Annotated in this window: 25 protein-coding genes; 14 read left to right on the top strand and 11 right to left on the bottom strand. The window is 74.6% G+C overall.

Features of this window, described 5'->3' with window-relative positions:
• Position 1 precedes the first annotated feature (1 nt).
• Positions 2-667: a RadC family protein gene (locus tag DQ238_RS09120; RefSeq protein ID WP_113780985.1), complete on the bottom strand. Its 666-nt coding sequence runs from the start codon at positions 665-667 to the stop codon at positions 2-4.
• Positions 668-1,365: 698 nt separating this feature from the next.
• Here DQ238_RS09120 and DQ238_RS09110 point away from each other — a divergent pair.
• Positions 1,366-2,100 carry a hypothetical protein gene (locus DQ238_RS09110; RefSeq protein ID WP_158550741.1) on the top strand — a complete coding sequence of 245 codons (735 nt, stop codon included), beginning with the start codon at positions 1,366-1,368 and terminating at the stop codon, positions 2,098-2,100.
• A gap of 42 nt (positions 2,101-2,142) precedes the next feature.
• Here the strand turns inward: DQ238_RS09110 and DQ238_RS09105 are convergent, their stop codons facing one another.
• Positions 2,143-3,261: an NAD-dependent epimerase/dehydratase family protein gene (locus tag DQ238_RS09105; RefSeq protein ID WP_113780982.1), complete on the bottom strand. Its 1,119-nt coding sequence runs from the start codon at positions 3,259-3,261 to the stop codon at positions 2,143-2,145.
• A 104-nt stretch (positions 3,262-3,365) separates the two neighbouring features.
• Positions 3,366-4,715 (bottom strand): MFS transporter, encoded by a 1,350-nt coding sequence (locus DQ238_RS09100; RefSeq protein ID WP_113781097.1) that lies wholly within the window; start codon positions 4,713-4,715, stop codon positions 3,366-3,368.
• Between the two features lie 319 nt (positions 4,716-5,034).
• Here DQ238_RS09100 and DQ238_RS09095 point away from each other — a divergent pair, with 319 nt between their 5' ends.
• Positions 5,035-5,658: an ATP-dependent Clp protease proteolytic subunit gene (locus tag DQ238_RS09095; RefSeq protein ID WP_233495841.1), complete on the top strand. Its 624-nt coding sequence runs from the start codon at positions 5,035-5,037 to the stop codon at positions 5,656-5,658.
• 62 nt (positions 5,659-5,720) lie between these two features.
• Here the strand turns inward: DQ238_RS09095 and DQ238_RS09090 are convergent, their stop codons facing one another.
• The 3 genes from DQ238_RS09090 to paaK are packed head-to-tail and all read right to left on the bottom strand — an operon-like array spanning position 5,721 to position 8,546.
• The gene (locus DQ238_RS09090; RefSeq protein ID WP_113780981.1) at positions 5,721-6,554 is read right to left on the bottom strand and encodes an alpha/beta fold hydrolase; all 834 of its coding nucleotides are present in this window, start codon (positions 6,552-6,554) and stop codon (positions 5,721-5,723) included.
• 40 nt (positions 6,555-6,594) lie between these two features.
• Positions 6,595-7,197: a TetR/AcrR family transcriptional regulator gene (locus tag DQ238_RS09085; RefSeq protein ID WP_113780980.1), complete on the bottom strand. Its 603-nt coding sequence runs from the start codon at positions 7,195-7,197 to the stop codon at positions 6,595-6,597.
• Positions 7,194-8,546 (bottom strand): phenylacetate--CoA ligase PaaK, encoded by a 1,353-nt coding sequence (gene paaK, locus DQ238_RS09080; protein ID WP_113780979.1) that lies wholly within the window; start codon positions 8,544-8,546, stop codon positions 7,194-7,196. Before paaK ends, DQ238_RS09085 begins: the two co-directional genes overlap by 4 nt.
• 120 nt (positions 8,547-8,666) lie before the next feature.
• Between paaK and paaA the strand changes: the two genes are divergently transcribed.
• The 6 genes from paaA (at position 8,667) to idi (ending at position 13,411) form a co-directional block, all read left to right on the top strand.
• Entirely contained in the window at positions 8,667-9,623 is a 957-nt protein-coding gene (paaA, locus tag DQ238_RS09075) for a 1,2-phenylacetyl-CoA epoxidase subunit PaaA (RefSeq protein ID WP_113780978.1), read from the top strand.
• Positions 9,620-9,988 carry a 1,2-phenylacetyl-CoA epoxidase subunit PaaB gene (gene paaB, locus DQ238_RS09070; protein WP_113780977.1) on the top strand — a complete coding sequence of 123 codons (369 nt, stop codon included), beginning with the start codon at positions 9,620-9,622 and terminating at the stop codon, positions 9,986-9,988. Before paaA ends, paaB begins: the two co-directional genes overlap by 4 nt.
• Before the next feature lie 114 nt (positions 9,989-10,102).
• Positions 10,103-11,011 (top strand): 1,2-phenylacetyl-CoA epoxidase subunit PaaC, encoded by a 909-nt coding sequence (gene paaC, locus DQ238_RS09065; RefSeq protein WP_113780976.1) that lies wholly within the window; start codon positions 10,103-10,105, stop codon positions 11,009-11,011.
• 5 nt (positions 11,012-11,016) lie between these two features.
• Entirely contained in the window at positions 11,017-11,517 is a 501-nt protein-coding gene (paaD, locus tag DQ238_RS09060; protein WP_233495840.1) for a 1,2-phenylacetyl-CoA epoxidase subunit PaaD, read from the top strand.
• On the top strand, positions 11,518-12,585 hold the full coding sequence (gene paaE, locus DQ238_RS09055) for a 1,2-phenylacetyl-CoA epoxidase subunit PaaE (protein WP_113780974.1): 1,068 nt from the start codon (positions 11,518-11,520) through the stop codon (positions 12,583-12,585).
• A gap of 280 nt (positions 12,586-12,865) precedes the next feature.
• Positions 12,866-13,411, top strand: a complete 546-nt coding sequence (gene idi, locus DQ238_RS09050) for an isopentenyl-diphosphate Delta-isomerase (protein WP_233495839.1) — start codon at positions 12,866-12,868, stop codon at positions 13,409-13,411.
• A 37-nt stretch (positions 13,412-13,448) separates the two neighbouring features.
• On the opposite strand, the gene DQ238_RS09045 is transcribed toward idi, so the two are convergent.
• A complete protein-coding gene (locus DQ238_RS09045; RefSeq protein ID WP_147263037.1) occupies positions 13,449-14,285 on the bottom strand; it encodes an EAL domain-containing protein in 837 nt (278 codons plus the stop codon).
• A 130-nt stretch (positions 14,286-14,415) separates the two neighbouring features.
• Here DQ238_RS09045 and DQ238_RS09040 point away from each other — a divergent pair, with 130 nt between their 5' ends.
• The 3 genes from DQ238_RS09040 (at position 14,416) to DQ238_RS09030 (ending at position 16,391) form a co-directional block, all read left to right on the top strand.
• Complete coding sequence (locus DQ238_RS09040; RefSeq protein ID WP_113780971.1) at positions 14,416-15,225, top strand: polysaccharide deacetylase family protein; 810 nt, start codon at positions 14,416-14,418, stop codon at positions 15,223-15,225.
• Between the two features lie 85 nt (positions 15,226-15,310).
• A complete protein-coding gene (locus DQ238_RS09035; RefSeq protein WP_113780970.1) occupies positions 15,311-16,090 on the top strand; it encodes an SDR family NAD(P)-dependent oxidoreductase in 780 nt (259 codons plus the stop codon).
• A gap of 28 nt (positions 16,091-16,118) precedes the next feature.
• Positions 16,119-16,391, top strand: coding sequence for a hypothetical protein (locus tag DQ238_RS09030; protein WP_113780969.1), 273 nt, complete (start codon positions 16,119-16,121; stop codon positions 16,389-16,391).
• Here DQ238_RS09030 and DQ238_RS09025 read toward each other — a convergent pair.
• The 3 genes from DQ238_RS09025 to DQ238_RS09015 form a co-directional block, all read right to left on the bottom strand.
• Complete coding sequence (locus tag DQ238_RS09025; protein WP_113780968.1) at positions 16,388-18,718, bottom strand: SpoIIE family protein phosphatase; 2,331 nt, start codon at positions 18,716-18,718, stop codon at positions 16,388-16,390. The two genes, DQ238_RS09030 and DQ238_RS09025, sit on opposite strands and share 4 nt — an antisense overlap.
• Before the next feature lie 73 nt (positions 18,719-18,791).
• On the bottom strand, positions 18,792-19,421 hold the full coding sequence (locus tag DQ238_RS09020; RefSeq protein WP_233495838.1) for a biliverdin-producing heme oxygenase: 630 nt from the start codon (positions 19,419-19,421) through the stop codon (positions 18,792-18,794).
• A gap of 71 nt (positions 19,422-19,492) precedes the next feature.
• Positions 19,493-20,101, bottom strand: coding sequence for a TetR/AcrR family transcriptional regulator (locus tag DQ238_RS09015; RefSeq protein ID WP_113780967.1), 609 nt, complete (start codon positions 20,099-20,101; stop codon positions 19,493-19,495).
• Positions 20,102-20,185: 84 nt separating this feature from the next.
• Here DQ238_RS09015 and DQ238_RS09010 point away from each other — a divergent pair, with 84 nt between their 5' ends.
• The 3 genes from DQ238_RS09010 (at position 20,186) to pruA (ending at position 23,438) form a co-directional block, all read left to right on the top strand.
• The gene (locus DQ238_RS09010; RefSeq protein ID WP_113780966.1) at positions 20,186-20,665 is read left to right on the top strand and encodes a hypothetical protein; all 480 of its coding nucleotides are present in this window, start codon (positions 20,186-20,188) and stop codon (positions 20,663-20,665) included.
• 198 nt (positions 20,666-20,863) lie between these two features.
• Positions 20,864-21,799 (top strand): proline dehydrogenase family protein, encoded by a 936-nt coding sequence (locus DQ238_RS09005; RefSeq protein WP_113780965.1) that lies wholly within the window; start codon positions 20,864-20,866, stop codon positions 21,797-21,799.
• Positions 21,800-21,812: 13 nt separating this feature from the next.
• A complete protein-coding gene (gene pruA, locus DQ238_RS09000; protein WP_113780964.1) occupies positions 21,813-23,438 on the top strand; it encodes an L-glutamate gamma-semialdehyde dehydrogenase in 1,626 nt (541 codons plus the stop codon).
• A 104-nt stretch (positions 23,439-23,542) separates the two neighbouring features.
• Here the strand turns inward: pruA and DQ238_RS08995 are convergent, their stop codons facing one another.
• The gene (locus DQ238_RS08995; protein ID WP_113780963.1) at positions 23,543-24,079 is read right to left on the bottom strand and encodes a DUF488 family protein; all 537 of its coding nucleotides are present in this window, start codon (positions 24,077-24,079) and stop codon (positions 23,543-23,545) included.
• Positions 24,080-24,086 lie beyond the last annotated feature (7 nt).

Raw genomic sequence — 24,086 nt, 5'->3', positions numbered from 1 at the left:
GTCAGATCGCTCGCCAGCGGTCGCCGGCGACGATCAGGTGGTCGAGGAAGCGCAGCCCGCATGCCGCGGCGGCGGCTCGGACCTGCTTGGTGGCCTGCCGGTCAGCCGGGCTGGGCTCCAGGGAACCGCCCGGGTGGTTGTGCGCCAGCGCGAAGGCGCGGCCGCCGCGGACCAGCACGGCGCGCAGCACGTCATCGATGGGAACGGCCGCGTGCGCCGTCATCCCCTCGGCGACGGTGGCCACGTCGATCACCCGGAGGCGTCGGTCGAGCACGGCGATGAGGAGGCGCTCGCGGTGGCGGTCCTGCAGGTGCGGCACGACCGCTGCTGCGACCCCGGCCGATCCGCTGACCGCGGGAGCCGGCTCGGCCAGGACGGTCCGGCGGCGCAGCTCGGTGGCCGCCAGGATCCGGGCCGCCGTCGCCGGGCCGATGCCGGGGACCCGTTCGACGTCCTCGGCGGTGGCCGTGGCGAGAGCGGCCATCCCGCCGACGGCGGAGATCAACCGGTGGGCCAGCTCGACGGCGTTCCCGTCTGGGCGGCCCGATCCGATGAGCACCGCGACGATCTCCGCGTCGGTCAGGGCGTCCGGCCCCAGCCGCCGCAACCGTTCCCTGGGCCGTTGGTCCGCGGGGAGGTCGGTGATCCGTCGTCGGTCGTCGGGCACCGCTGGAGGCTACGGACCCTGCTGGCCGACCAGCGTCGGACGATCGGCTGCCTGTGGACGGAGGAGTGGCGGCAGAGGGCGGCGGGTTGCCGGGCTCGACCAGACGGTGATCTGCGGCCGACTCCGCGATCTGCGGGCGCCGGTCATCGGCTGTCCTCGGTGTGCGGGTCCCGAGGGCGCCCTCAGCTGGTCGGCCGCGTCTCCGCGGGAACGTAGTCAAGCCTGTCGCCTTGACCGCGTTCCCGCGGGAACGCGTGTCGAGGCGGCTTCGCATCTCCCGACTTCGGTCTCGACCGGCGCGGACGCGCGAAGAAGATCCCGGGCGACAGGCGTGGAGACGTGAGCGGTGGGTGCCGATACACGGGACGGCCACGGACCTGTGGCCGACCGCCGACTCTCGTTTGCCAGGCATCGCCGATGGAACCGCCAGCTCAGCCTTCGTACGGGCCTCCGCCTGGCCAGCCGCAACCCGGCCCCCAGGGTGCGGCGGCACGTTTCAACCCGCCGCCCAACTGGCCGCCACCGCCTCCGGGATGGACTCCTCCTCCGGGATGGCAACCCGATCCGTCATGGGGTCCGGCCCCGCAAGGGTGGCCGCTGTGGGTCACCGATGCACCGGCCTCCTTCGGCAGTCCCGCCCTCGCAGACGTTCCCGGCCAGCCGCAGAAGCCCTGTACAAGCAGTGGTGGGTCGTCGCAGTGGGCGCCGTCCTGGCCCTGCTCGTCGTCGCGGGGATCGCTGGGGGGAGCAACGACGAGACCTCCACGGCCGCGCCTGCTGCTACCGCTACCGGCAGTTCGCATAACGAAGCCGACGTCGGCCCGAGCGCCGGGCGATCGTCACCGTCGGTGACGCCGACGCGCTCACCCTCGCCGACGCCCTCACCCTCGCCGACGCCGGTGCCGGCGGCTCCCCAGGAGTACCCCGGCGCCGGGGCCTCCGTGGTGACCCTCACGGCCACCGGTCCCCGCATCCTCACGATCACCCACTCCGGTGGGTCCAACTTCGCGGTGTGGTCCGTGGACGCCCGAGGACAGGACATCGACCTCCTCGTGAACGAGATCGGGTCCTACACGGGGGTGCACCCACTCAACTTCCTCGAGGGCGAGGAAGCTGCCGCTCTCAAGATCGAGGCGGACGGGCGATGGAGTGTCACCTCCGCCCCGTTGACGTCCGCGCCGTCCTGGGATGGCGCTGCTCCCTACTCCACGGACGGCTCGGCGGTCGTCCTGGTCACGGGTGTCGCCCAGGGGCTGACATCTGTGACGCTGACCCACCAGGGGGAGTCGAACTTCGCCGTGTGGGCCTACGGCGATTCCCGTGACCTGCTCGTCAACGAGATCGGCTCCTACACCGGGGAGACGCTGCTGCCTCCGGGAACCGTGGTCCTCGAGGTCCAAGCTGATGGACCGTGGTCCATCGCCAAGTCCTGACCGCCCCTCCTCTGGACGCCACCGGCTTCCAGGAGCAGCGGGCTAGTCCGCCCGCGGACCCGGGGTGTTGGCCGGGTCGCCGGCGGGGTCGCGCTCGGGGCCGCCGGCCGGCTGCAGCAGCGGTCCGGGCGCGCCCTCGCCGCGGCCCAGCGCGGCGACGAACTGCCGCAGCACGTCGTCGCCGGCGTGGAACGGCGCCCAGTCCAGCAGCCGGCGGGCGCGGGCGGTGTCCAGCGCCGGTGCCTGCAGCCCGAGGTCCAGCCAGCCGGGCTCGGTCGGCACCAGGCGGGCGTGGAAGGCCGCAGACAGCGCCGTCCGCAGGGCGATGGCCGGCACCGGCACCCGCACGGTGCCGAGCGTCCGGGCTATGGCATCGGCGTCCAGGACCGGTGCGGCGGCCAGGTTGAACGGGCCGGGGGCGCGGCGGTCGAGCATCCGCTCCAGCGCGTCGGCGATGTCGTCGGCGTGGACGAACTGCACGTGCACCGAGGGCAGGGGGAGGGGCAGCAGCTTCGCGACCGACCCCGGCAGCAGGCGGGCGGCGCCGAACAGCAGCGGCCCGAGGAAGTAGCGGCCGATCTCGCTGCTGGCCTCCGGCTGCAGCACCAGCGTGGGGCGGACGACGGTCAGCGTCGTCCCCCGGTGGGCGCCGAACACCTCGCGCACCACCTGCTCGGCCTGCGACTTGTCCCGGCTGTACTGCGAGCTGGGGATGCCGGTGGTCGGCCAGTCCTCGGCGACCTGCCGGTCCCCGCCGCCGGCGGCGTAGGCGCCGAGGGAGGACATGTGCACGAAGTGGCGCACGCCCGCGGCCGCCGCGGCGCGGGCCAGCCGCCGGGTGCCGTCGACGTTCACCCGGTGCAGCCGCTCGGGCTGCCGGCCCGGTTGCAGCGCCCACGCCAGGTGGACGACGGCGTCCGCGCCGTCCAGGAAGCCGGTCAGCACCTCCTCGCTGCGGGTGTCGCCCAGGTCGCCCAGGTGCCAGCGGACGCCGGTGTACGGCGCCTGGCGGGGCGGCTCCCGCCGCACCAGCCCGCGCACCTCGGCGGTACCGCTGGTCGGTGCGGTGAGCCGGCGCAGCAGCGCCGTCCCGACGTTGCCGCTGGCGCCGGTGACGGCGACCTTCAGGCCCTGCAGGTGGTCGCGGGACAGTTCAGCCATGTCCCGCCGCTACCCGCGCGACGCCCGGTGTACCCGGACGCCGACCCGGGCCCTGCCGCTGACCCCGCGACGACACGCCGACGGCGGCGACCAGCGGCCGACGATCACGGGGTCCGGGCGCTCTCGGTCGCCTCCAGGGCCTGGCCGCGGTGCTCCGGCAGCGCCGAGGAGGCCAGGGCGGCGACCGCGAAGGCGGCGGCGAACGTGCCGAACACCAGGCCGTTGCCGCCGGCGTCGAGCAGCGGCGGCACGCACAGCGGTGCCGCGATCGAGGCCAGCCGCCCGAAGCCGGCCGCGGCACCGGCGCCGGTGGCCCGCAGCGCGGTGGGGTAGACCTCCGGTGTCACCGCGTACACCGCGCCCCACGCGCCCAGGTTGGTAAAGGACAGCACCATGCCGGTGACCAGGACGGCGGTGTCGCCGTCGGCGAGCGCGAACAGCCCGGCGCCGACCGCCGACCCCAGCAGGAAGACCACCAGCGTCGGCCGTCGGCCCCAGCGCTCGACGAGCACCGCCGCGGCCGCGTACCCGGGCAGCTGCGCCAGCGTGATCAGCAGGGTGTAGCCGAAGGAGCGGACCAGCGAGAAACCGGAGGCCAACAGCAGCGTGGGCAGCCAGATGAAGGCGCCGTAGTAGGCGAAGTTGATGCCGAACCAGACCGCCCACAGCGCCGCCGTCCGCCGCCGGGAACCCGGAGCCCACAGCGCGCCCGGCCCCGACGGGGCGGTCGGCGGCGGCGGAGCCGACGGCACCGGCGCTACCCCGGCCGCGGACTCGAAGCGGCGCACCGCCGCCTCCGCCTCGTCGGTGCGGCCGCGCAGCTCCAGGAAGCGCACCGACTCGGGCAGGCCCCGCCGCACGACCACCGCGTACACCGCCGGGACCGCACCCAGGGCCAGCGCCCACCGCCAGCCGTCGTTGCCGCGGGGGACGACGAGGTAGCCGATCAGCGCCGCCAGCAGCCAGCCGACCGCCCAGAACGCCTCGAGCGCCACGACCACGCGGCCGCGCACCCGGGCCGGCGCGTACTCGCTGACCAGCGTGGAGGCGACCGGCAGCTCGGCGCCCAGGCCCAGCCCGATGAGCAGGCGGAACGCCAGCAGCGCGGCCACCGACCAGGCCAGCGCGGCCGCCCCGGTCGCCACGCCGAAGAGCAGCAGAGTGAGCGCGAAGACCTGCCGGCGGCCGATCCGGTCGGCCAGCAGCCCGCCGAGCGTGGCGCCCAGCGCCATGCCGACGAAGCCGATCGACCCGATCCACGACAGCTCGGTCGGGGTGAGCGACCACTGCACGGCGAGCGCGGCCATGACGAAGGAGATGAGGCCGACGTCCATCGCGTCGAGGGCCCAGCCGAGCCCGGAACCGATCACCAGCCGGCCGTGCTCGCGGGTGAACGGCAGCCGGTCCAGCCGCTGCGCCCGGGTCGGCGAGGTCGTCGTCGCATCGGAGCTCATCGCGCGCCTCCCAGCCGGGTCGGTGCCGGTCCCGGGCCGTCGGGCGACGGCCGTGGTCGTCACATCCTCGACGAGCGGCTCCACGCCGGGGGCGGCCGCCACCGCGGTCGCCGGCCCGTCCGGGTCCCCCGGGTGCAGGGCACCGGTCACCGCGCCGTGCTCCGCGCGCAGGCCAGGGGTCCCCACCGGAATGGATGTCAACGCCATTCCGCTGAGGGCACAATTGTTACGCGTATGGCGGAATGCGCCATTCCGGCGCGCTCTTCGGGTTCCTCGCTGATTGGCTGGGAGGACACGTCCCGCCGATCCTGGAGGTCCCATGGAACTGTCGTCGGAGTCGATGCGGGCGGCCACCGCGCCGGCGAGCCTGGACGACTCGGTGTACGCGCGCCTCCTGCAGGAACGGATCGTCTTCCTGGGCAGCCCCGTGGACGACGACGTCGCCAACCAGCTCGCCGCGCGGATGCTGCTGCTCTCCGCCGAGGACCCGAAACGCGACGTCCACCTCTACATCAACTCGCCCGGTGGCTCGGTGAGCGCCGGCATGGCCGTCTACGACACGATGCAGTTCATCGACTGCGACGTCGCCACCTACGCCCTGGGGATGGCCGCCTCGATGGCCCAGTTCCTGCTCGCCGCGGGCACCCGGGGCAAGCGCTACGCCCTGCCGCACGCGCGGATCATGATGCACCAGCCCTCGGCCGGCGTCGGCGGCACGCAGTCCGACATCGCCATCCAGGCCGACCTGTTCCGCCGGCTCAAGCGCGAGCTCAACGAGCTGCAGGCCCGGCACTCGGGTCAGGACCGCGACCAGATCGAACGGGACTCCGACCGCGACCGCTGGTTCACCCCGCGGGAAGCGCTCGAGTACGGCTTCGTCGACCACGTCGTCGCCGACGCGACCGCGCTGCCGCACGGCGGCGCCCCGGCCCGCGCGGGCTGACGGTCCGAGCGGAGTGCCACGGCCGCAGACGATGCCCCGGGAGTGCGCCCGTGGCACTCCGCTCAGCCGCGGGCGCGGACGTGCGCGGTGACCAGCTCGGCGGTGCGTTCGGGGGCCAGCTCGGGGATCCAGTGGGTCACGCCCTCGAGCACCTCCAGCCGGTAGGGGGCGTCGACGAACCGGCGGGTCCCCTCGGTCGCGGTGCGGCCGAGGAAGGCGTCCCGGGTGCTCCACAGGTGCAGGGTCGGCACCCGCACCGTGCCGACCGGGTCGCGAGCGTCCAGCGGCAGCGCCCGGTACCAGGCCAGCGCCGCGGCGAGGGCACCCGGCTCGCGCATCCGCCGCACGTAGTGCTCGCACACCGCCCGCGGGAGGTCGCTGCGCAGGAGCACGCGACGCAACGGCTCGCCGTCACCGGCCAGCAGCAACCGCTCGGGCAGGACCGGCAGCTGGAACAGCGCCGTGTAGTACGACCGCAGCCCCTGGTCGCTGGTCAGCACCGCCCGGGCCATCGCCGCCGGGTGAGGCACCGACAGCGCGGTGAGGGTGCGCAGCCGCTCCGGGTGCCAGGCGCCCAGCGCCCAGGCCACGATGCCGCCCCAGTCGTGCCCGACGACGTGCGCGCTGCCGAGCTCCGCCTGGTCGAGCAGGGCCAGGACGTCGGCGGTCAGCTCCCGCAGCCGGTAGGCCGACCGGCCGCGCGGGCGGGCGCCGGGGGAGTAGCCGCGCTGGTCGGGCGCGAGGGTGCGCAGGCCCGCGGCGTGCAGGTCGGCCGCGACGGCGTCCCAGGCGGTGGCGTCCTGCGGGAAGCCGTGCAGCAGGACGACGGGCTCGCCGTCGGGCGGGCCGCCGTCCCGGACGTCGAAGACCAGGTCGTCGCGTCGGAAGCTGTCCACCCCGCGACGGTGCCCGCCGGAGGGTGCGCGCGCCAGTCGGTCAGCTGCCCGTGCGCAGTCCGGAGAAGGTGACCGCGACGACCGCGTCGGCGAGCGCCTGCGCCGACAGCCCGCCGTCCGGGCGGTACCACTCGGTCAGCGAGTTGACCGTGCCGAACAGCAGCCGGCCGGCGACGGCGGGGGCGACGTCCGGGCGCATGCCGCCCTCCTCCCCGGCCGCCCGGACCAGGTCGGTGACCAGCCGGTCGAACTCGCGCCGCCGCTGCAGCGCCGCCTGCTCGACGGCGGAGTTGCCGCGCACCCGCAACAGCAGGGTGACCGACGGCAGCTCCGCGGCCAGCACCCGCACCGACCCGCGGACGACGTGCTCGAGCCGGTCGATCGCCCGGCCGCGCGTCGCGCCGGGCTCGCGGGTGACGGCGAACAGCGCGTCCAGCGCCCGGTCGACGGCCAGCCGCAGCAGCTCCTCCTTGCTGCGGACGTGGTGGTAGATCGCCGACTTGGTGACCCCGAGCCGACCGGCGAGCTCGTCCATGCTGGTCGCCTCGAAGCCGCGCTCGTTGAACAGCTCGACGGCGACCGGCAGCAGCGACTCCAGCGAGTGCCCGGGCCGGCCGCGGCGGACGGCGGGAGCCGCCGTCACGCCTCCGTCCGCTTCCGCTGGTCGACGAGCCGCTTGAGCTTGCCCACCGACCGGGGCAGCGTCTCGGGGTCGACGACGGCGACGTCGACGGCCACGCCCACCGTCTGCTTGACCGTGGTCGCCACCTCGCGGGCCGCCTCCTCGCGGCGGGACGGCGGGCAGTCGGGTCGCGCCTCGACGTGGACGGTGAGGTGGTCCATCCGCCCCCGGGTGGACAGCACGAGGGTGAAGTGCGGGGCCAGCCCCGGCGTGCGCAGCACGACCTCCTCGATCTGGGTCGGGAAGAGGTTCACCCCGCGCAGGATGATCATGTCGTCGGTGCGTCCGGTGACCTTCTCCATCCGTCGCATGCCCGGTCGGGCGGTGCCCGGCAGCAGCCGGGTGAGGTCGCGGGTGCGGTACCGGACCACCGGCATCGCCTCCTTGGTCAGCGAGGTGAACACCAGCTCGCCGACCTCGCCCTCGGGCAGCACCTCGCCGGTCAGCGGGTCGATGACCTCGGGGTAGAAGTGGTCCTCCCAGACGTGCAGGCCGTCCTTGGTCTCGACGCACTCCTGGGCGACGCCGGGGCCCATGACCTCCGACAACCCGTAGATGTCGACCGCGTCCATGTCGAGGCGCTCCTCCATCTCGCGGCGCATCTGCTCGGTCCACGGCTCGGCGCCGAAGATCCCCACCTCCAGCGAGCAGGCGCGCGGGTCCAGGCCCTGCGCCTCGAACTCGTCGACGAGGGCGAGCATGTACGTCGGGGTCACCATGATCACCCGGGGTGCGAAGTCGGTGATCAGCTGCACCTGGCGTGGGGTCATGCCACCGGACACCGGGACGACGGTGCAGCCCAGCCGCTCCGCGCCGTAGTGCGCACCCAGCCCGCCGGTGAACAGCCCGTAGCCGTAGGCGTTGTGCAGCACGTCGCCGGGGCGTCCGCCGGCCGCGCGGATGGACCGCGCCATGACCGTGGCCCAGGTGTCCAGGTCGCGCTCGGTGTAGCCGACGACGACCGGCCGGCCGGTGGTGCCCGAGGAGGCGTGCACCCGGCGGACCTGCTCCCGGGGGACGGCGAACATCCCGAACGGGTAGTTGTCGCGCAGGTCGGCCTTGCTGGTGGTGGGGAACCGCGCGAGGTCGGCCAGCTCGCGGCAGTCGTCGGGGTGCACCCCGGCCGCGTCGAAGGCCCGCCGGTAGTGCGGCACGTTGTCGTAGGCGTGCCGCAGCGTCCACCGCATCCGCTCCAGCTGCAGCGCCCGCAGCTCGTCGACGTCCATCCGCTCTGCGGGGTCGAGCACCGCGGGATCGGGAGCGCGGCCGAGCCGCCGCTGCGTCGTCGGGCTGTCGGAGGTCGTCGTCATCGTCGGCCGTCCCTCGGAGCTCGGGGCCGGGTGCGGAACGGCCCGGCGCTTGTGGACCCGCGGTGTCCTGGGCCACACTATTCCTGACCGCACGGTCAGTAAATGGTTGAGGGAGACGCGATGACCGCGCCCACGCTGGAGCGCCCCGCCGCCGACGAGGCGGCGCTGCAGGAGCACTTCGACGCCACGATCGCCGCCGAGCACCGCATCGAGCCGCGCGACTGGATGCCCGAGGGCTACCGCAGGACGCTGATCCGGCAGATCGCCCAGCACGCGCACTCGGAGATCATCGGGATGCAGCCCGAGGGCGACTGGCTGCTGGCCGCCCCCAGCCTGCGGCGCAAGGCGATCCTGCTGGCCAAGGTGCAGGACGAGGCCGGCCACGGCATGTACCTCTACTCCGCGGCCGAGACGCTCGGCGCCGACCGGGCCGACCTCACCGACAAGCTGATCGAGCGCATGCAGAAGTACAGCTCGATCTTCAACTACCCGACGCTCACCTACGCCGACGTCGGGGTCATCGGCTGGCTGGTCGACGGCGCGGCGATCTGCAACCAGGTGCCGCTGTGCCGCTCCTCCTACGGCCCCTACGCGCGGGCGATGATCCGCATCTGCAAGGAGGAGTCGTTCCACCAACGGCAGGGCTACGAGCTGCTGATGACGATGATGGGCGGCAGCGACGAGCAGCGGGCGATGGTGCAGGACGCCGTCGACCGCTGGTGGTGGCCGTCGCTGATGATGTTCGGCCCACCGGACGCCGACAGCCCCAACTCGGCGCAGTCGATGGCGTGGGGCATCAAGCGGCACAGCAACGACGAGCTGCGCCAGCGGTTCGTCGACATGACCGTGCCGCAGGCGCAGTTCCTCGGCGTCACCCTCCCCGACCCGGACCTGGAGTTCGATGCCGCGACCGGGCACTGGCGGTCCGGCGCGATCGACTGGGAGGAGTTCAAGCGGGTGCTCGCCGGCGACGGGCCGATGAACGCCGTGCGGATCGCCCGGCGGCGGGCCGCCCGCGACGAGAACGCGTGGGTCACCGCGGCCGCGACCGCGTACGCGGAGAAGCACGGCGCATGAGCACCGACGTCACCGCCGAGGGCGGGCACGGCGCCGTCCCGACGGGACCGGAGGTACCGACCGAGCCCCGGCCGGCACGGGTCCGCCGCGACTGGCCGCTGTACGAGGTCTTCGTCCGCGGCAAGCGCGGCCTCAACCACGTGCACGTCGGCTCGTTGCACGCCGCGGACGACGAGATGGCCGTCGACGCCGCCCGCGACCTCTACACCCGCCGCAACGAGGGCGTGAGCATCTGGGTGGTCAAGGCCGCCGACATCACCGCCTCCAGCCCCGATGAAAAGGACCCGCTGTTCGCCCCGAGCGGCGACAAGGTCTACCGGCACCCGACGTTCTACGAGATCCCCGAGGACGTCCCCCACATGTGAGAAGGACCCCCTCCCCGAGCCCTTCGCAGGCTCAGGGCACGCCCGGAGAGGGCCGTGCCCTGGAGGGGGCCGACGCCAGGAGGCCGCAACGTCCCCCCGATCGAAGAGGCACCCATGCACGAGGAGACCGTCTACGAGGCGCTCGAGCACGCGCCCGGCGACGAGCGGCACTGGGCGTTCGGCACCGGGTTCGACGACCCGCTGGCCGGCGTCGACACCACCGTCCCCGACGGCGTCGACCCCACCGACCTCGGCACCTACTGCCTGATGCTCGGCGACGACGCGCTCGTGCTGGCCCAGCGGCTCACCCAGTGGATCACCGCCGCCCCGGAGCTGGAGGAGGAGGTGGCGGTCGCCAACGTGGCGCTGGACCTGCTCGGCCAGGCCCGGCTGCTGCTGGCCCGCGCCGGGTCGGTGGGCGTGCTCGGCCGGTCCCGGGAGCGGGCCACCGAGAGCATCCCCGACGAGGACGCGCTGGCCTACTTCCGCGACCCCGACGAGTTCCGCAACACCGCCCTGGTCGAGGCGCCGAACGGCGACTTCGCGCGGACGATCGCCCGGCTGTTCGTGGCCGCGGCCGTCCGGTTGGCGCTGTTCGCCCGCCTGCGCGCCTCCCGCGACCCGGTGCTGGCCGCGATCGCCGCCAAGGGCGTCAACGAGCTGGCCTACCACCGCGACCACGCCGCCCGCTGGCTGCTGCGCCTCGGCGACGGGACCGCCGAGTCGCACCGCCGCGCGCAGGACGGCGTCGACGCGGTCTGGCCGCTGCTGGCCGACCTGTTCACGGCGACCGAGGCGGAGACCCGGCTGGCGGCGGCCGGCGTCGCGGTCGATCCCGCCACGCTGCGTGACGAGGTGCGGACGGTGCTGCTCGAGGTGCTGGCCCGCGCCACGCTCACCGCCCCCCCCTGGCCGGACGACGCCCCGCTCCGGGGCCGGCTGGGGGAGCACGGCCCCGAGCTCGCTGCGCTGCTCACCGAGCTGCAGGGCCTGGCGCGAGAGCACCCGGCGGCGACATGGTGAGCGCGATGCCCACCACAGCCGACCCGCGGACCGTCGCGGACACCGTGACCGACCCCGAACTGCCGATGCTCACCCTCGCCGACCTCGGTGTGCTGCGCGACGTCCGGGTCGAGGAGGGCATCGTCGTCGTCGAGATCACGCCCACCTACACCGGCTGCCCGGCGATGGGGACCATGCGCGCCGACCTGGTACACGCGCTGCACGAGGCGGGCTACCCCGACGTCGACGTGCGCACCGTGCTGGCCCCGGCGTGGAGCACCGACTGGATCACCGCCGACGGCCGACGCAAGCTCGCCGAGGCCGGCATCGCCCCGCCCGGGCCGGCGCCGGTGCGCACCGACGGCCCGGTGCCGCTGCAGCTCGGGCCGACCCGGCGGACGGCGTCCTGCCCGCTGTGCGGGTCCGCCGACACCGAGGAGCTCAGCGAGTTCAGCGCGACGGCGTGCAAGGCGCTGCGCCGGTGCCGGTCGTGCCGGGAGCCGTTCGAGCACGTGAAGGAGATCTGAGTGGCCCGACAGCGGCCCCGGTTCCACCCGCTGCGCGTCGCGCGGGTCGAGCCGCTCACCGACGACGCGGTCGCGGTCACCTTCGCCGTCCCCGAGGAGCTGGCCGAGGACTACGCGTTCCGGCCCGGGCAGGCGCTCACCCTGCGCCGGGTGGACGGCGACCGCGACGAGCGCCGCTCGTACTCGATCTGCGCGCCGGTGGGAGCACCGCCGCGGGTCGGCGTCCGGGAGGTGCCCGGCGGCTTCTTCTCCTCCTGGCTGGTGCACCAGGTGCGCCCGGGCGACGCGATCGAGGTGCTGCCGCCGTCGGGCACCTTCACCGCCGACCTGTCGGTGCCCGGCGACCACGTCTTCGTCGTCGCCGGCTCCGGGATCACGCCGGCGCTGTCGCTGGCCGCCACCGTGCTGCGGGACGGCGAGTCGACGGTGACCGTCTTCTACGGCAACCGGCGCACCGACACGGTGATGTTCGCCGACGAGCTCGCCGACCTGAAGGACCGCCACGGTCCCCGGCTGCAGCTGGTGCACGTGCTCTCCCGCGAGTCCCGCGACGCCGAGCTGACCAGCGGCCGCCTCGACGCCGCCCGGCTGCGCACGCTCGTCGACGCGTTCGTCGACGCCGGACAGGTCGACCACTGGTGGCTGTGCGGCCCGCACGGGATGGTCACCGACGCCCGCGCCGTGCTGGCCGAGCTCGGCGTCCCGGCCGAGCGGGTGCACCAGGAGCTGTTCTACGTCGACGACGTCCCGCCGCAGCCGGTCCGGGGGGACGACGCGACCGTCGAGGGGCCGAGCAGCCAGGTGACCGTCGTGCTCGACGGGCGCGCCACGACCATGGCGCTGCCGCGGGACGTCCCGGTCCTCGACGCCGCGCAGCAGGTGCGCGGCGACCTGCCCTTCGCCTGCAAGGGGGGCGTCTGCGGCACCTGCCGGGCGCGGGTCACCGACGGCGAGGTGCGGATGCGGCGCAACTACGCGCTCGAGGCCGCCGAGGTCGCGGCCGGGTACGTGCTCACCTGCCAGTCGCTGCCCGTCTCCGACGCGGTGACCGTCGACTTCGACCAGTGACGCGGTCGGCCCACCGGCCGGCCCCGCCCTCGCGCCGTCCCCGCGCCGCCGCCCTCGCGGTGTGGTCGCCACCCTCGCCGCACACCGCGAGGGCGGCGACCACACGGTCGGGGTGGCGACCACGGTGGACCGCCGTCCTGGCTCACCGCCGCGCGTCCTGGCTCACCGCCGCGCGTCCTGGCTCACCGCCGACCGTGAGCCCGGACGCCGTGGGATCAGCTGACCTGATCGTGGCCGGGGTTCTCGGGCGGGGCGCGGGCCGATCCGGGACCATGGGGGAGTGACGGCCACCTCGGAGGAGCTCATCGTCCTGGTCGACGACGACGGGACGGCGATCGGCACGCTGCCCAAGCCGCTGGTGCACCACGGCGAGACGCCGCTGCACCGGGCCTTCTCCGCCTACCTGTTCGACGACGCCGGTCGGCTGCTGGTCACCCGCCGCGCCGCGGGCAAACAGACCTTCCCGGGCATGTGGACCAACACCGTCTGCGGACACCCCGGCCCGGGTGAGGACGACGCCACCGCCATCGCCCGCCGCGCCGAGTTCGAGCTGGGCCTGCGGGTCGGGGACCTGCGCGAGGCGCTGCCCGGTTACCGCTACCGCGCCGAGTTCCGCGGCGTCGTGGAGAACGAGGTCTGCCCGGTCTACCTGGGCCGCTTCGCCGGCACGCCGTCCCCCGACCCGGCCGAGGTCGGCGACTGGCGGCTGCTCGACTGGGCGGCGTTCCGGCGCCGCCAGGAGTCCGAGGACGGCGACACCTGGTCGCCCTGGTGCCGCGAGCAGGCCCGGCTGATCGAGGCCGCGGGTCTGGTCCCGGCCGCCTGAACCGGGGCCGGCGACCGCCTGGTGCGGCTGCGACCGCTCAGCTAGCCGCGACCAGCCCGGCTGACGGGGCCGGAGTGGGGACCGCAGCCGCCGGGGAGGCGCTGCCCTCGATGCCGGTGATGATCGCGTGGGCGACCTCGGCGGAGACCGGGCGGGCGAACAGGTGGCCCTGCGCCAGGTCGCACTGCAGGGCGGTCACGAACTCGTGCTGCTCCCGCGTCTCGATGCTCTCGGCCACGGTGAGCAGCCCCAGGGTGTCGGCCAGGTCGACGATCGCCCGGGTGATGACGTCGTCGTGGGCGTCCTGGCCGAGGCCGCAGATGAACTCGCGGGCCACCTTGAGCATGTCGATCGGGAACCGGCGCAGGTAGGCCAGCGAGGAGTAGCCGGTGCCGAAGTCGTCGACCGCGATCCGCACCCCGAGGGTCTTGAGCTCCCACAGCGTCGCCGCGGCGGCCTCCCGGTCGTGCATGAGGACCGTCTCGGTGATCTCCAGGACCAGCCGGTCCGGAGCCAGGTCGGTGGTCGGCGGCGCCAGGCACATGCCGGCGGCGAGCACCAGGTCGCTGAGCGAGAAGGTGTGCGAGTCACGCTGGTCGTGCACGTGCACGTGCACGACCAGCACCTCGCTGACCGCGAAGGCCAGCGCCCACACCGCCCACGGCAGCGCGAACGCGTCGGCCGGCCGGGGCAGCGAGGCGACGACGGCGACGAACAGCGCCGTCGCGGCCACGGCCACGGCCACCATCAGCACCCAGGTCCGCTGGGCCGGGCCCAGCCGGGACCAGGGGCCGCCGGCGGGCCGGCGGCCGTCCGGACCGGAGGTCGGCAGGTGGGGCCTGCTGGTGGACGCCCCCGGGAGCCACGTCACCACGGTGGGGGAGCGGGACGCACCACCCGTGTGAGTGACTTTCCGTTACGAGAAAGTTGCGCAGCGTCGCAGCCGCTCGGGGTGCCGGTGTCGCTCCCCGGGCCCGGCGGACCCGCCACCTAGCTTGCGCCGCATGGAGCGCCGACGGTTCCTGCTCTTCCTCGCGGCGGGCCTGGCGGGAGCGGCCGTGGGCCGTGGCACCGCGGGCCTCGTCGACCCGGAGCAGGCACCCCTCACCCCCGCCGCGGCCGCCGAGCCGGCGGCGCCCGCCGTCCTGGCGCCCGCGCCGCCCACCGGTGTGGTCGACGCGTTGCCCGGCGACGGCACCTCACTGGCGCTGACCATCGATGACGGGACCGACTCCGAGGTGGTCGCCGCCTTCTGCCGGTTCGCCCAGGACGCGGGTGTGCGGCTCACCTTCTTCCCGAACGGGTCCTACCGGTCCTGGGAGGAGAACGGCGAGCTGCTGCAGCCGCTGATCGACTCCGGGCAGGTGGCGATGGGCAACCACACCTGGTCCCACCCCGACGTCACCACGCTCGGCGACGACCAGGTCGCCGAGGAGATCGGCCGCAACCGGGACTGGCTGGCGCAGACCTTCGGCGTCCGCACCCCGTTCTTCCGGCCGCCGTTCGGGTCGCACGACGAGCGCACCGACCGCATCGCCGCCGACGCCGGGCACCCGACGATCGTGCTGTGGAACGGCACGTTCGGCGACTCCCGTCCCGTCTCCGGCGAGGAGCTGGTGGCCGCGGCCCAGCGGTGGTTCGCCGCGCAGTCGATCGTCGTCGGCCACGCCAACCAGCCGGCGGTGACCACGGTCTACGACCAGCTGCTGGCGCTGATCTCCGAGCGCGGACTGCGGACGGTCACGCTGGCCGACGTGTGGCCCGTGGGCCTGTCCCGGGTCCAGCGGGTCCCCGGCAGCGCGCGCACCGCCTGACCGGCCCGGTGATCGACTCGACCTGCGGCGGGCGCCGTCATCGGTCAGGCTGACCCCCGACACCGGTCGACGGACGGAGGAGCGGATGGCCGACAGCGGGACGTTGCAGGGGCGGGTCGCCCTGGTCACGGGCGGGGCGAGCGGACTGGGCCGGGCCACCTGCCTGGCACTGGCCGGGGCCGGCGCGCACGTGGCGATCGCCGACATCGACGAGGCCGGCTCGAAGCAGACCCGGGAGCTGGTCGCCGACGCCGGCGGGTCGGCCGACGTCGTCCCCCTCGACGTCACCGACGACGCCAGCCGCCGCCAGGTGGTGGCGCAGCTGTTCGACGCCCACGGCGACGCCTTCGACGTCCTGGTCAACGTCGCCGGCATCGACCGGCCCGGCTACGTCACCGACATCGACCTGGCCGACTACCAGCGGGTGCAGGCGGTCAACTGCGAGGGGCCGACCTTCCTGACCAGCGAGTTCGTCAAGCGGGTGCAGCACCTGCCCGAGGGCCGCACCGCCGACGTGGTGCACGTCGTGTCGCTTTCGGCGATCACCGCGGGCAGCGGCGCGATCGCCTACAACGGCTCCAAGGCCGGCTTCCTGAACGCGACCCGGTGCATCCAGCGGGAACTCAGGGAAAAGGCGGTCTCCGCTGGCGACGGCACCGAGCGGCCGTTCCCGTGCCGCGTGCAGGCCGTCGTCCCGGCGGCGATGGACACCCCGATGATGGAGCAGTGGGGCATCCCGGCCCACCTGATGATGCCGCCGTCGGCGGTCGCGGAGATGGTGCGCTACCTGGTGACGCTGCACCCGTCGGCCTTCGTGCCCGAGGTGCAGATCGTCCCGCGGCTCGAACCCAACTTCCCCCGGTGAGCCTCCTCCCGGTGAACAGGAGCCTGCGATGAGCGACCCCGATGTCCCCGACTCCGGCATGGCCAGCGGCTCCGACGCCGGGGAGCCCGGCGAGCACCTCGGCGCCGGCGACCTGAGCCCCGACGAGCTGCGCCTGCTCGAGGAGCTGGAGCGCGACGCGCCCGCCGTCGACGACGAGGAGGGTGACGCCGACGAGGCGGTGGTGCGCGCCGCCGAGGACGAGGCGCCGCTGCCCGGGGAGGGCGGCGACCAGGGCGACGGGCTGTCCGCCCGGTTCAGCGCCCCGGACGACGGGCGCTAGGAGCGCAGCCGGACGGCGACCAGCGCCACGTCGTCCTCCGCGCCCTCCGGGAGCAGCCGGACCAGCAGCTCGTCGCAGAGCTCGCCGATCGGCCGCTCCCGGAGGGCGGCGAGCTCGGCGGCCAGCCGGTCCACGCCGTCGTCGACGACCCGGTCGCGGCGCTCCACCAGGCCGTCGGTGTAGAGCAGCAGCGTCGAGCCCGGGTCGAGCACCACCTCGGACTCGCTGCGCGCGACCGCCGGGTCCACACCGAGCAGCAGCTCGGCCCGCGGCGGGGTGAGCACCTGCACGGCGGACGGCTGCGCCGGTCCGGGGCCGGCGACCAGCGGCGGCGGGTGCCCGGCGCTGGACCAGCGCAGCCGGGTGGTCCCGGTCGCGGGGTCGCGGGTCAGCCGGCCGACGAGGACGGTGGCCATGGCGCCGAGCCCGAGGCCGGCGATGGCGCCGTCCAGCCGGGTCAGGACGGCGGCCGGCCCGGCGGCGCTGTCGTAGGCGATGCCGCGCAGCAGCCCGCGCAGCTGCGCCATGTCCGCGGCGGCCGCGGTGTCGTGGCCGACGACGTCGCCGATGACCACCACCGTCGAGCCGTCCGGCTGCTCGAACACGTCGTACCAGTCGCCGCCCACCTGGGCCTCGCGGGTGGCCGGGACGTAGCGGACGGCGACGTCGAGGCAGGCCGACTCGGGGGGATCGGTGAGGTGGCTGCGCTGCAGGGTCTCCGCGGCGCGGACGATCCGGCGCGAGCGCGCGTACAGCGCCTCCAGCAGGTGGGTGCGCAGCTCGCCGACCTCGGCCAGCTCCTGCGCCGTCCACGGCTCGGACCGGTCCCGGACCGTCTCCCGCCAGCGCTCGAAGCTCTTGCGCGGGCTCAGCCGGACCCCGGCGCCCTCGCGCGCGGCGATCGCCTCGTTGTGCGGGTCGCCGCCCCAGTCGACCGTGCGCACCGCCTCGGCCCGGTGCCAGAGCACGAACTGCCCCTCGGGCAGCGGCACGACCAGCACCCCGCGGGCGGGGCCGACCGACGCCTGCAGGTCGGGGGCGTGCAGGCGCAGCGAGTCGGTGGCCACGACGTCCTCGCCCCGCGCGGCCGCCCACGCGGCGATCGCCTCGGCCGCGCCCTCGGGCAGCGCCACCCCCCTGCTGCCGACGTGCCCCTGCAGGCAGACCACGACGCCGTCGGCCGGCAGCAGGTCGAGCAGGCTGGGCGAGCCGAGCAGGGTGTCGGTCAGGGGGCGGTCCTCGTCGAGGGTCGCCGCGGTGAGCCAGGCGAGGGTGGAGCGCACCCGCAGCGCCCGGTGCACCTCCTCCTCCTCGGCGCGGTCGACCAGCCGCAGCGACAGCGTCGAGCCGAGGAACTCCGCGGCCGCCCGGGTGGCGTAGGGCGGAGCGTGCGGCCCCGAGTAGTGGTGGCAGGCGATGAGCCCCCACAGCTTCTCGTCGCGCAGCAGCGAGATCGACATCGAGGCGCGCACACCCATGTTCTGCAGGTACTCGACGTGGATCGGGGAGACGCTGCGCAGGGTGGAGTAGGTGAGGTCCAGCGGCTGCCCGGTCGCCGGGAGCAGGACCGGGACCAGCCGGGCCGGCCGGTAGTCGACGTCGGCGATCAGCCGGATCCAGTTCTTCTCGTACAGCGCCCGCGCCTGCGCCGGGATGTCGCTGGCCGGGTAGTGCAGGCCGAGGAAGGAGTTGAGCCCGGAGGCCTTCGCCTCGGCGACGACCTCGCCGTTGTAGTCGGCGTCGTAGCGGTAGACCATCACGCGGTCGAAGCCGGTCAGCTGGCGCACCGCCTGCGCGGTGGTGTCGTAGAGCTCCTGCAGCGAGGAGGCCCGGTTGAGCTCGCCGACCGTGCCGCGCACCGCCTGGTAGGTGTTCGGGAACGAGAAGGGCCGGGGGCCGCGGGCCGGCTCGAGCTCGACCACCAGCAGGGACGCCGGCGGGGCGCCGTCCTCGCCCGGGCCGAGGACGGCGCGGTGCAGCAGCGCGTCGACCGGCAGCGGGCCGCTCCCGACGTCGAGGGTGACCTCGACCGGGTTGCGCTCGCGCAGGTCGCCGAAGGCGCTCGCCGAGCGGGCCACCGCCTCGGCCGCGGCGACGCCGAGGACGTCGGGCAGCCGTCGGCCCAGCGCGGCCGCGGGGTCGACGCCGACCAGGTCGGCGAGGTTCTCCGACACCGTCGAGACGACGAGGTCGGGTTCGCTCACAGCGAGCAGCACCCCGCGCGGCTGGATGCTGCCCGGCACGTGGATCGGTTCGCGCTCGCAGTTGGACAGGTCGACCGGCGTCCCCGGCGGCAGCAGCTCCAGGTCGCGCTCGGGATCGGTCACCAGGCCTCCTCGCCGGCGCTCGTCGCCCCCGTGCCGACCGGGGCCGTGCTCCCCCGTGACCTCGCGCTCTCGGTCACGCCGGCGTCCCGGCCGCCACGGGCGCGCACCACGCGGCCAGCGCGGTGAAGGTGTCGCGGGCGGCGCCGACGACGCGGCCGGCGTCGCCGCCCGCGCTCACGTGGGCGCGGGTGGCCTGACGGAAGGTGTGCCACATCGCCCCGGTGTCGCGGCCGTACGGGGAGAAGGCGGTCAACCGCACGTCCGGGCCGGGAGTGGGCAGCGTGGCCAGGTGCCGGGAGATGAACGTGCCGCCGAGCGTGGACCCCTCCAGCACGTAGAGGCGCCCCAGGGCCTGGTCGGTGTCCTCGACGGCGGCCAGGTCCGGCCGGGCGCCTCCCGGGTCGGCGGTGTCGGCGGTGTCGGCGCCCAGGGCGCGCAGGTCGGCGGCGAACAGGTCGGCGCGCCGGCGGCGGTCCCAGGCGAGGCGGGCGGCGTCGGCCGGTTCGCGGGCAGCCCAGGCGTCCAAACCGGCCTCCGCGGCGGTCCAGAACGCGTGCAGCCGGGTGAGCACGTCGACCAGACGGTCGCGGTGCAGGTGCGGGTCCATCAGCCCGAGCGTCTGCTCCACCGTCTCGTGCTCGGCAGCCGTGGCCGACCGCAGCACCGCGAGGACGTCTGCGCCGCCCCCCGTGTCTCGAGGCAACGCCTCTCCTCCCGCAGCTCTCAGCTCCTCCGAGCGTAGGTCACCTGCCAGACCACGGCGCGCTCCGCGGGTCACCGACCGGGTCGATGCCCCGGCCGGTCCTCGGACGACGGGGCCGTAGTCCTCGTCGGGCGGTCGAGCAGCAGGTCGGCAGCGCGGACGAGGACCTCGGCCCGGGTGCGGTCTGCGTGGTCGGCGGCGAGGAAGTGCTCGCCGATCGCCACGCAGAAGGCGATCAGGCTGCGGGCCTCGACCTCGTCGGCGTCGGGGCAGAAGGTGCCGATCATGTCGCGGAGCAGCGCCATGCGCCGGTTGTCCACCCGGCGCAGGCGCTCGGCGACCGCCTCGTCGCGCCGGGCCCAGTCCCGGACCGCGAGGTCGATCGGCAGGAGGCGGTCGCCCGAGAAGGTGAGCACGCCCGCACGCTGGATCCTGGTCTTCGGATCGCCGCCCTCGCGCTCGACGCGGTCGATGACCTCGTCGGTGCTCTCCCGCTCCCAGGTGTCCAGCATCGCCTGCAGGAGTGCGTCCCGGTCGGCGAACGACCCGTAGAACCCACCTTTGGTGACGCCGAGCTCCTTGGCCAGCGCCTCGACGCGGACGGCATCCGGACCGCCGGCGGCCAGCGCCTGCAGGCCCTGCTCGATCCACCTCTCCCGCGGCGTGCGCGTCACACCCACGATGCGCCCACCTCCTGTACGCCGCCGTATACGAGCGATAGCCTAGATGCGTACGCCAGCGTATACGAGGAGGGAGACGGTGCGATGAGCATCGACATCAGCAGTGCCGGCTGGACGCACGAGATCCCCGAGTCCGTCCGCGCGCTCAGCTCGTTGCCCGGCATCGACTACGCCGACCGGTTCACCCTGGCCACGGACGTCGACGCGACACCGGAGCAGTGGGCCCGGGCCGTGTTCGGCGACGTCCCCAGCATCGCGGAGCTGCTGATCTGGCGCGGTCTGCTGGGTCTGCGCCTCAGCCGAGGGCGCTCGCCGGCCACCGTGGCCGGATGGCGGATCGGCGGACGTGGCGAGGACTGGATCCGGCTGGAGGCTGCCTCCTGGTTCCTGAGCGCGAACATGCTCGTGCAGACGGCCGACGGGCGGGTGTCGTGGACGACCTGCCTGCACTACGCCCGGCGCGTGGGCCGCGGCGTGTGGCCTCCGTTGTCCGCCGTCCACCGCCGACTGGTGCCCGGGGTGCTCCGCGCCGCCGCGGGGAGGATCCGGGCAGCCCGACGATGAGGGGCAGCCCGTCACGGCAGCCGGGCCTGGCGCGGCGACCTGGTCGACCGGCTCCTGCAGGTCGTCGCGCACCGGACGAGTGTGTGGACCGGGCGCCTCGGATCCCGTACGCCTGTCCCTGGTGACGGCGACCGCGGGTGCCTAGCGTCGGAACAGGTCGGGTACGTCCGCGGAGGTGCCCGGAGGTGGAGGTGGCCCGTGCTCTCTCAGAAGGCCCTGCTGCTCGGCGCCTCGCGGCGTCCGGAGCTGCGCCGGCTGGTGACCGGCACCCCGGTCACCCGGCGGGTGGTCGACCGGTTCGTCGCCGGTGAGTCCCTGGACGAGGTGCTCGCCGTCGTCCGCCGGCTCACCGGTGAGGGGATCGCGGTGACCCTCGACCACCTCGGCGAGGGCGTCACCGACCGGAGCGAGGCACAGCGTTCCCGCGATGCTTACCTGGCCCTGCTCGACGGCCTGGCACCGCTGGGGCTGGGTCGCGCGGCCGAGGTGTCGGTGAAGCTGTCCGCCTTCGGGCAGGCGCTGCCCGACGGCGGCTCCGACCTGGCCCTGGAGCTGGTGCGCCCGGTGGCCGAGGCGGCTGCGGCGATCGGGACGACGGTGACCCTCGACATGGAGGAGTCGCACACCGTCGATGCGACCCTCGCCGTGCTGGCCGAGCTGCGTCGCGACCACCCGGGCACCGGTGCGGTGCTGCAGGCGGCGCTGCACCGCACCGAGGACGACGCCCGGGCGCTCGCCGTCCCCGGCTCGCGGGTGCGGCTGGTCAAGGGCGCCTACGACGAGCCGCCCTCGGTGGCCCACCAGGGACGCCGGGACGTCGACGCCGCCTACGCCCGCTGCCTCGGCGTCCTGATGCGCGGACCCGGGTACCCGATGGTCGGGTCGCACGACCCGCACCTGGTCGGGCTGGCCCAACGACTGGCCGCCGAGTACGGCCGGTCCCCGGACTCGTGGGAGGTGCAGATGCTCTACGGCATCCGCACCGGCGAGCAGCGCCGGCTGGCCGCGGCCGGCTGCACCGTGCGCGCGTACGTCCCCTACGGCGTCGACTGGTACGGCTACTTCATGCGCCGCCTGGCCGAGCGGCCGGCCAACCTCCGCTTCTTCCTGCGCTCCCTCGTCACCACCTCCTGAACCGGAGCCCCCGATGGACGGCATCACCCGTGTCCCGCCCCCGCTCAACGAGCCGGTGCTCACCTACGCCCCCGGCTCCCCGGAGCGGGCGGCCCTGCAGCAGCGGCTGGCCGAGCTGGCCGCCGAGCCGCTCGAGCTGACGATGACCCTCGGCGACGAACAGCGGATGGGCGCCGGCGAGCGCTTCGACGTCGTCCAGCCGCACCGGCACGCCGCCGTCCTGGGCACCGCCGCGCACGCCACGCACGCCGACGCCGAGGAGGCGGTGGCCTGCGCGAAGGAGGCCGCGCCGGCCTGGCGGGAGCTGTCCTTCGACGACCGGGCCGCGGTGTTCCTCAAGGCCGCCGAGCTGTTGGCCGGGCCGCAGCGGCAGACGCTCAACGCCGCGACCATGCTCGGCCAGAGCAAGACCTCCTACCAGGCCGAGATCGACGCCGCCTGCGAGCTGGTCGACTTCTGGCGGTACAACGTGCACTTCGCCCGCGAGATCCTGGCCGAGCAGCCGGTCTCCTCGCCGGGGGTGTGGAACCGGGTCGACCACCGCCCGCTCGAGGGGTTCGTCTACGCGGTCACCCCGTTCAACTTCACCGCGATCGCCGGCAACCTGCCCACCGCGCCGGCGCTCCTGGGCAACACCGTCGTGTGGAAGCCCGCACCCACCCAGCAGTTCGCCGCGCACTTCCTCATGCGGCTGCTCGAGGCGGCCGGCCTGCCGCCCGGGGTGATCACCATGGTGACCGGGGACGGCGTCGCGGTCTCCGACGTCGTGCTGGCCGACCGCGACCTCGCCGGCATCCACTTCACCGGGTCGACGGCGGTCTTCCAGCAGCTGTGGCGGCGGGTGGGGGAGAACATCGCCTCCTACGCCGGCTACCCGCGCATCGTCGGGGAGACCGGCGGCAAGGACTTCGTCGTCGCCCACCTCTCGGCCGACGTCGACGTGCTGCGCACCGCGCTGATCCGCGGCGCCTTCGAGTACCAGGGCCAGAAGTGCTCGGCGGCCTCACGCGCCTACGTGCCGCGGTCGGTCTGGACCCGGCTGCGCGACGACCTGGTCGACCAGACCGAGGCCCTGCCGATGGGCGACGTCACCGACTTCTCGAACTTCATGGGCGCGGTGATCGACCGGCGCGCCTTCGCCAAGCTGACCGGCGTGCTGGACCGGGTGGACGACGACCCCGCCCTGTCCATCGTCGCCGGGGGGCAGGCCGACGACTCGGAGGGGTTCTTCGTGCGCCCGACGGTCATCGAGGGCACCGACCCCGGGCACGAGGTCTTCACCACCGAGTACTTCGGGCCGGTGCTGGCGGTGCACGTGTACGACGACGCCGACTACGACGCGGTGCTCACCCAGATGGAGTCGGCGGCGTCCTACGCGCTGACCGGCTCGGTGATCGCCCAGGACCGGGCGGCCATCGCGCACGCCGAGCGCTTCCTGCGCTTCGCTGCGGGCAACTTCTACGTCAACGACAAGCCGACCGGCGCCGTCGTCGGCCAGCAGCCCTTCGGTGGCGGGCGGGCCTCGGGCACCAACGACAAGGCCGGCGCGGCGCAGAACCTGCTGCGCTGGACGTCGACCCGCGCGATCAAGGAGACGTTCGTGCCGCCCACCGACCCCCCCTACCCGCACATGGGGTAGAGGACCCCCTGCCCCCTGCCCCCTGCCCCCGCCGTCCTCCCGCAGCCGTGATCATCGGCGTCCGGCTGCCCGGTGCGGCGCGTCGACCCGCCAGGTGGCGATGATCACGGCTGCTGCTGGGCCGGCCAGTGGACGAGGCCGTCGTCGCCGAGCACGGCGCCGGGCGAGGGGGTGTGCGGGGTGAGCCGGCCGTCGGGCATCAGGTGGGTCACCGGCACGCCCCGGCCGAGGACGGCGACGTCGGCGACCAGCCGCCGGTGACAGCGCCACCACACGTACTCGCTGCACATCACCGCCACGGTCGCCGTCGCCGTCTCGGCCAGCAGCTCGTCGAGGGCCGCCGCGAACTCCGGCGTCCGGGTGTGGGCGGCATAGGCGGCGAACTGGGCGACGGTCCACCAGCTGTCGGCCACCGGCTCGCCGGCGGGCAGCCGGCGGCGACCGCCGAGGCGGGCGTCCCACCGGTAGCCGATCCCGGCGGCGGGCAGCCACGCCTCGAGCGCCTCCCGCCGGACGTCGGGGTTGGCGCGGCTGCCCGGGAAGCGGCGGACGTCGACGACGAGGCCCACCCCGGCCGCGGTCAGCCGGGCGCCGAGGCGGGTGCGGTCGTCCGCCCCGTGGCCGACGGTGAGCAGCGCCACGCCTGCT

The sequence above is a fragment of the Geodermatophilus sp. TF02-6 genome, from assembly GCF_003319115.1.
In the GTDB taxonomy this organism is placed as follows: Bacteria; Actinomycetota; Actinomycetes; order Mycobacteriales; family Geodermatophilaceae; genus Geodermatophilus.
Note: the sequence above shows the minus strand (reverse complement) of the source record. Positions and strands in the feature narration are given on the sequence as shown.

Coding starts and splice junctions, on each gene's coding strand:
- paaB (WP_113780977.1), top strand. CDS start 9,620: ATGAGCACCGACGTCACCGCCGAGGGCGGGCACGGCGCCGTCCCGACG.
- DQ238_RS09030 (WP_113780969.1), top strand. CDS start 16,119: ATGAGCGACCCCGATGTCCCCGACTCCGGCATGGCCAGCGGCTCCGAC.
- DQ238_RS09100 (WP_113781097.1), bottom strand. CDS start 4,715: ATGAGCTCCGATGCGACGACGACCTCGCCGACCCGGGCGCAGCGGCTG.
- pruA (WP_113780964.1), top strand. CDS start 21,813: ATGGACGGCATCACCCGTGTCCCGCCCCCGCTCAACGAGCCGGTGCTC.
- DQ238_RS09105 (WP_113780982.1), bottom strand. CDS start 3,261: ATGGCTGAACTGTCCCGCGACCACCTGCAGGGCCTGAAGGTCGCCGTC.
- DQ238_RS09010 (WP_113780966.1), top strand. CDS start 20,186: ATGAGCATCGACATCAGCAGTGCCGGCTGGACGCACGAGATCCCCGAG.
- paaC (WP_113780976.1), top strand. CDS start 10,103: ATGCACGAGGAGACCGTCTACGAGGCGCTCGAGCACGCGCCCGGCGAC.
- paaD (WP_233495840.1), top strand. CDS start 11,017: ATGCCCACCACAGCCGACCCGCGGACCGTCGCGGACACCGTGACCGAC.
- DQ238_RS09040 (WP_113780971.1), top strand. CDS start 14,416: ATGGAGCGCCGACGGTTCCTGCTCTTCCTCGCGGCGGGCCTGGCGGGA.
- paaA (WP_113780978.1), top strand. CDS start 8,667: ATGACCGCGCCCACGCTGGAGCGCCCCGCCGCCGACGAGGCGGCGCTG.
- paaK (WP_113780979.1), bottom strand. CDS start 8,546: ATGACGACGACCTCCGACAGCCCGACGACGCAGCGGCGGCTCGGCCGC.
- DQ238_RS09035 (WP_113780970.1), top strand. CDS start 15,311: ATGGCCGACAGCGGGACGTTGCAGGGGCGGGTCGCCCTGGTCACGGGC.
- DQ238_RS09095 (WP_233495841.1), top strand. CDS start 5,035: ATGGAACTGTCGTCGGAGTCGATGCGGGCGGCCACCGCGCCGGCGAGC.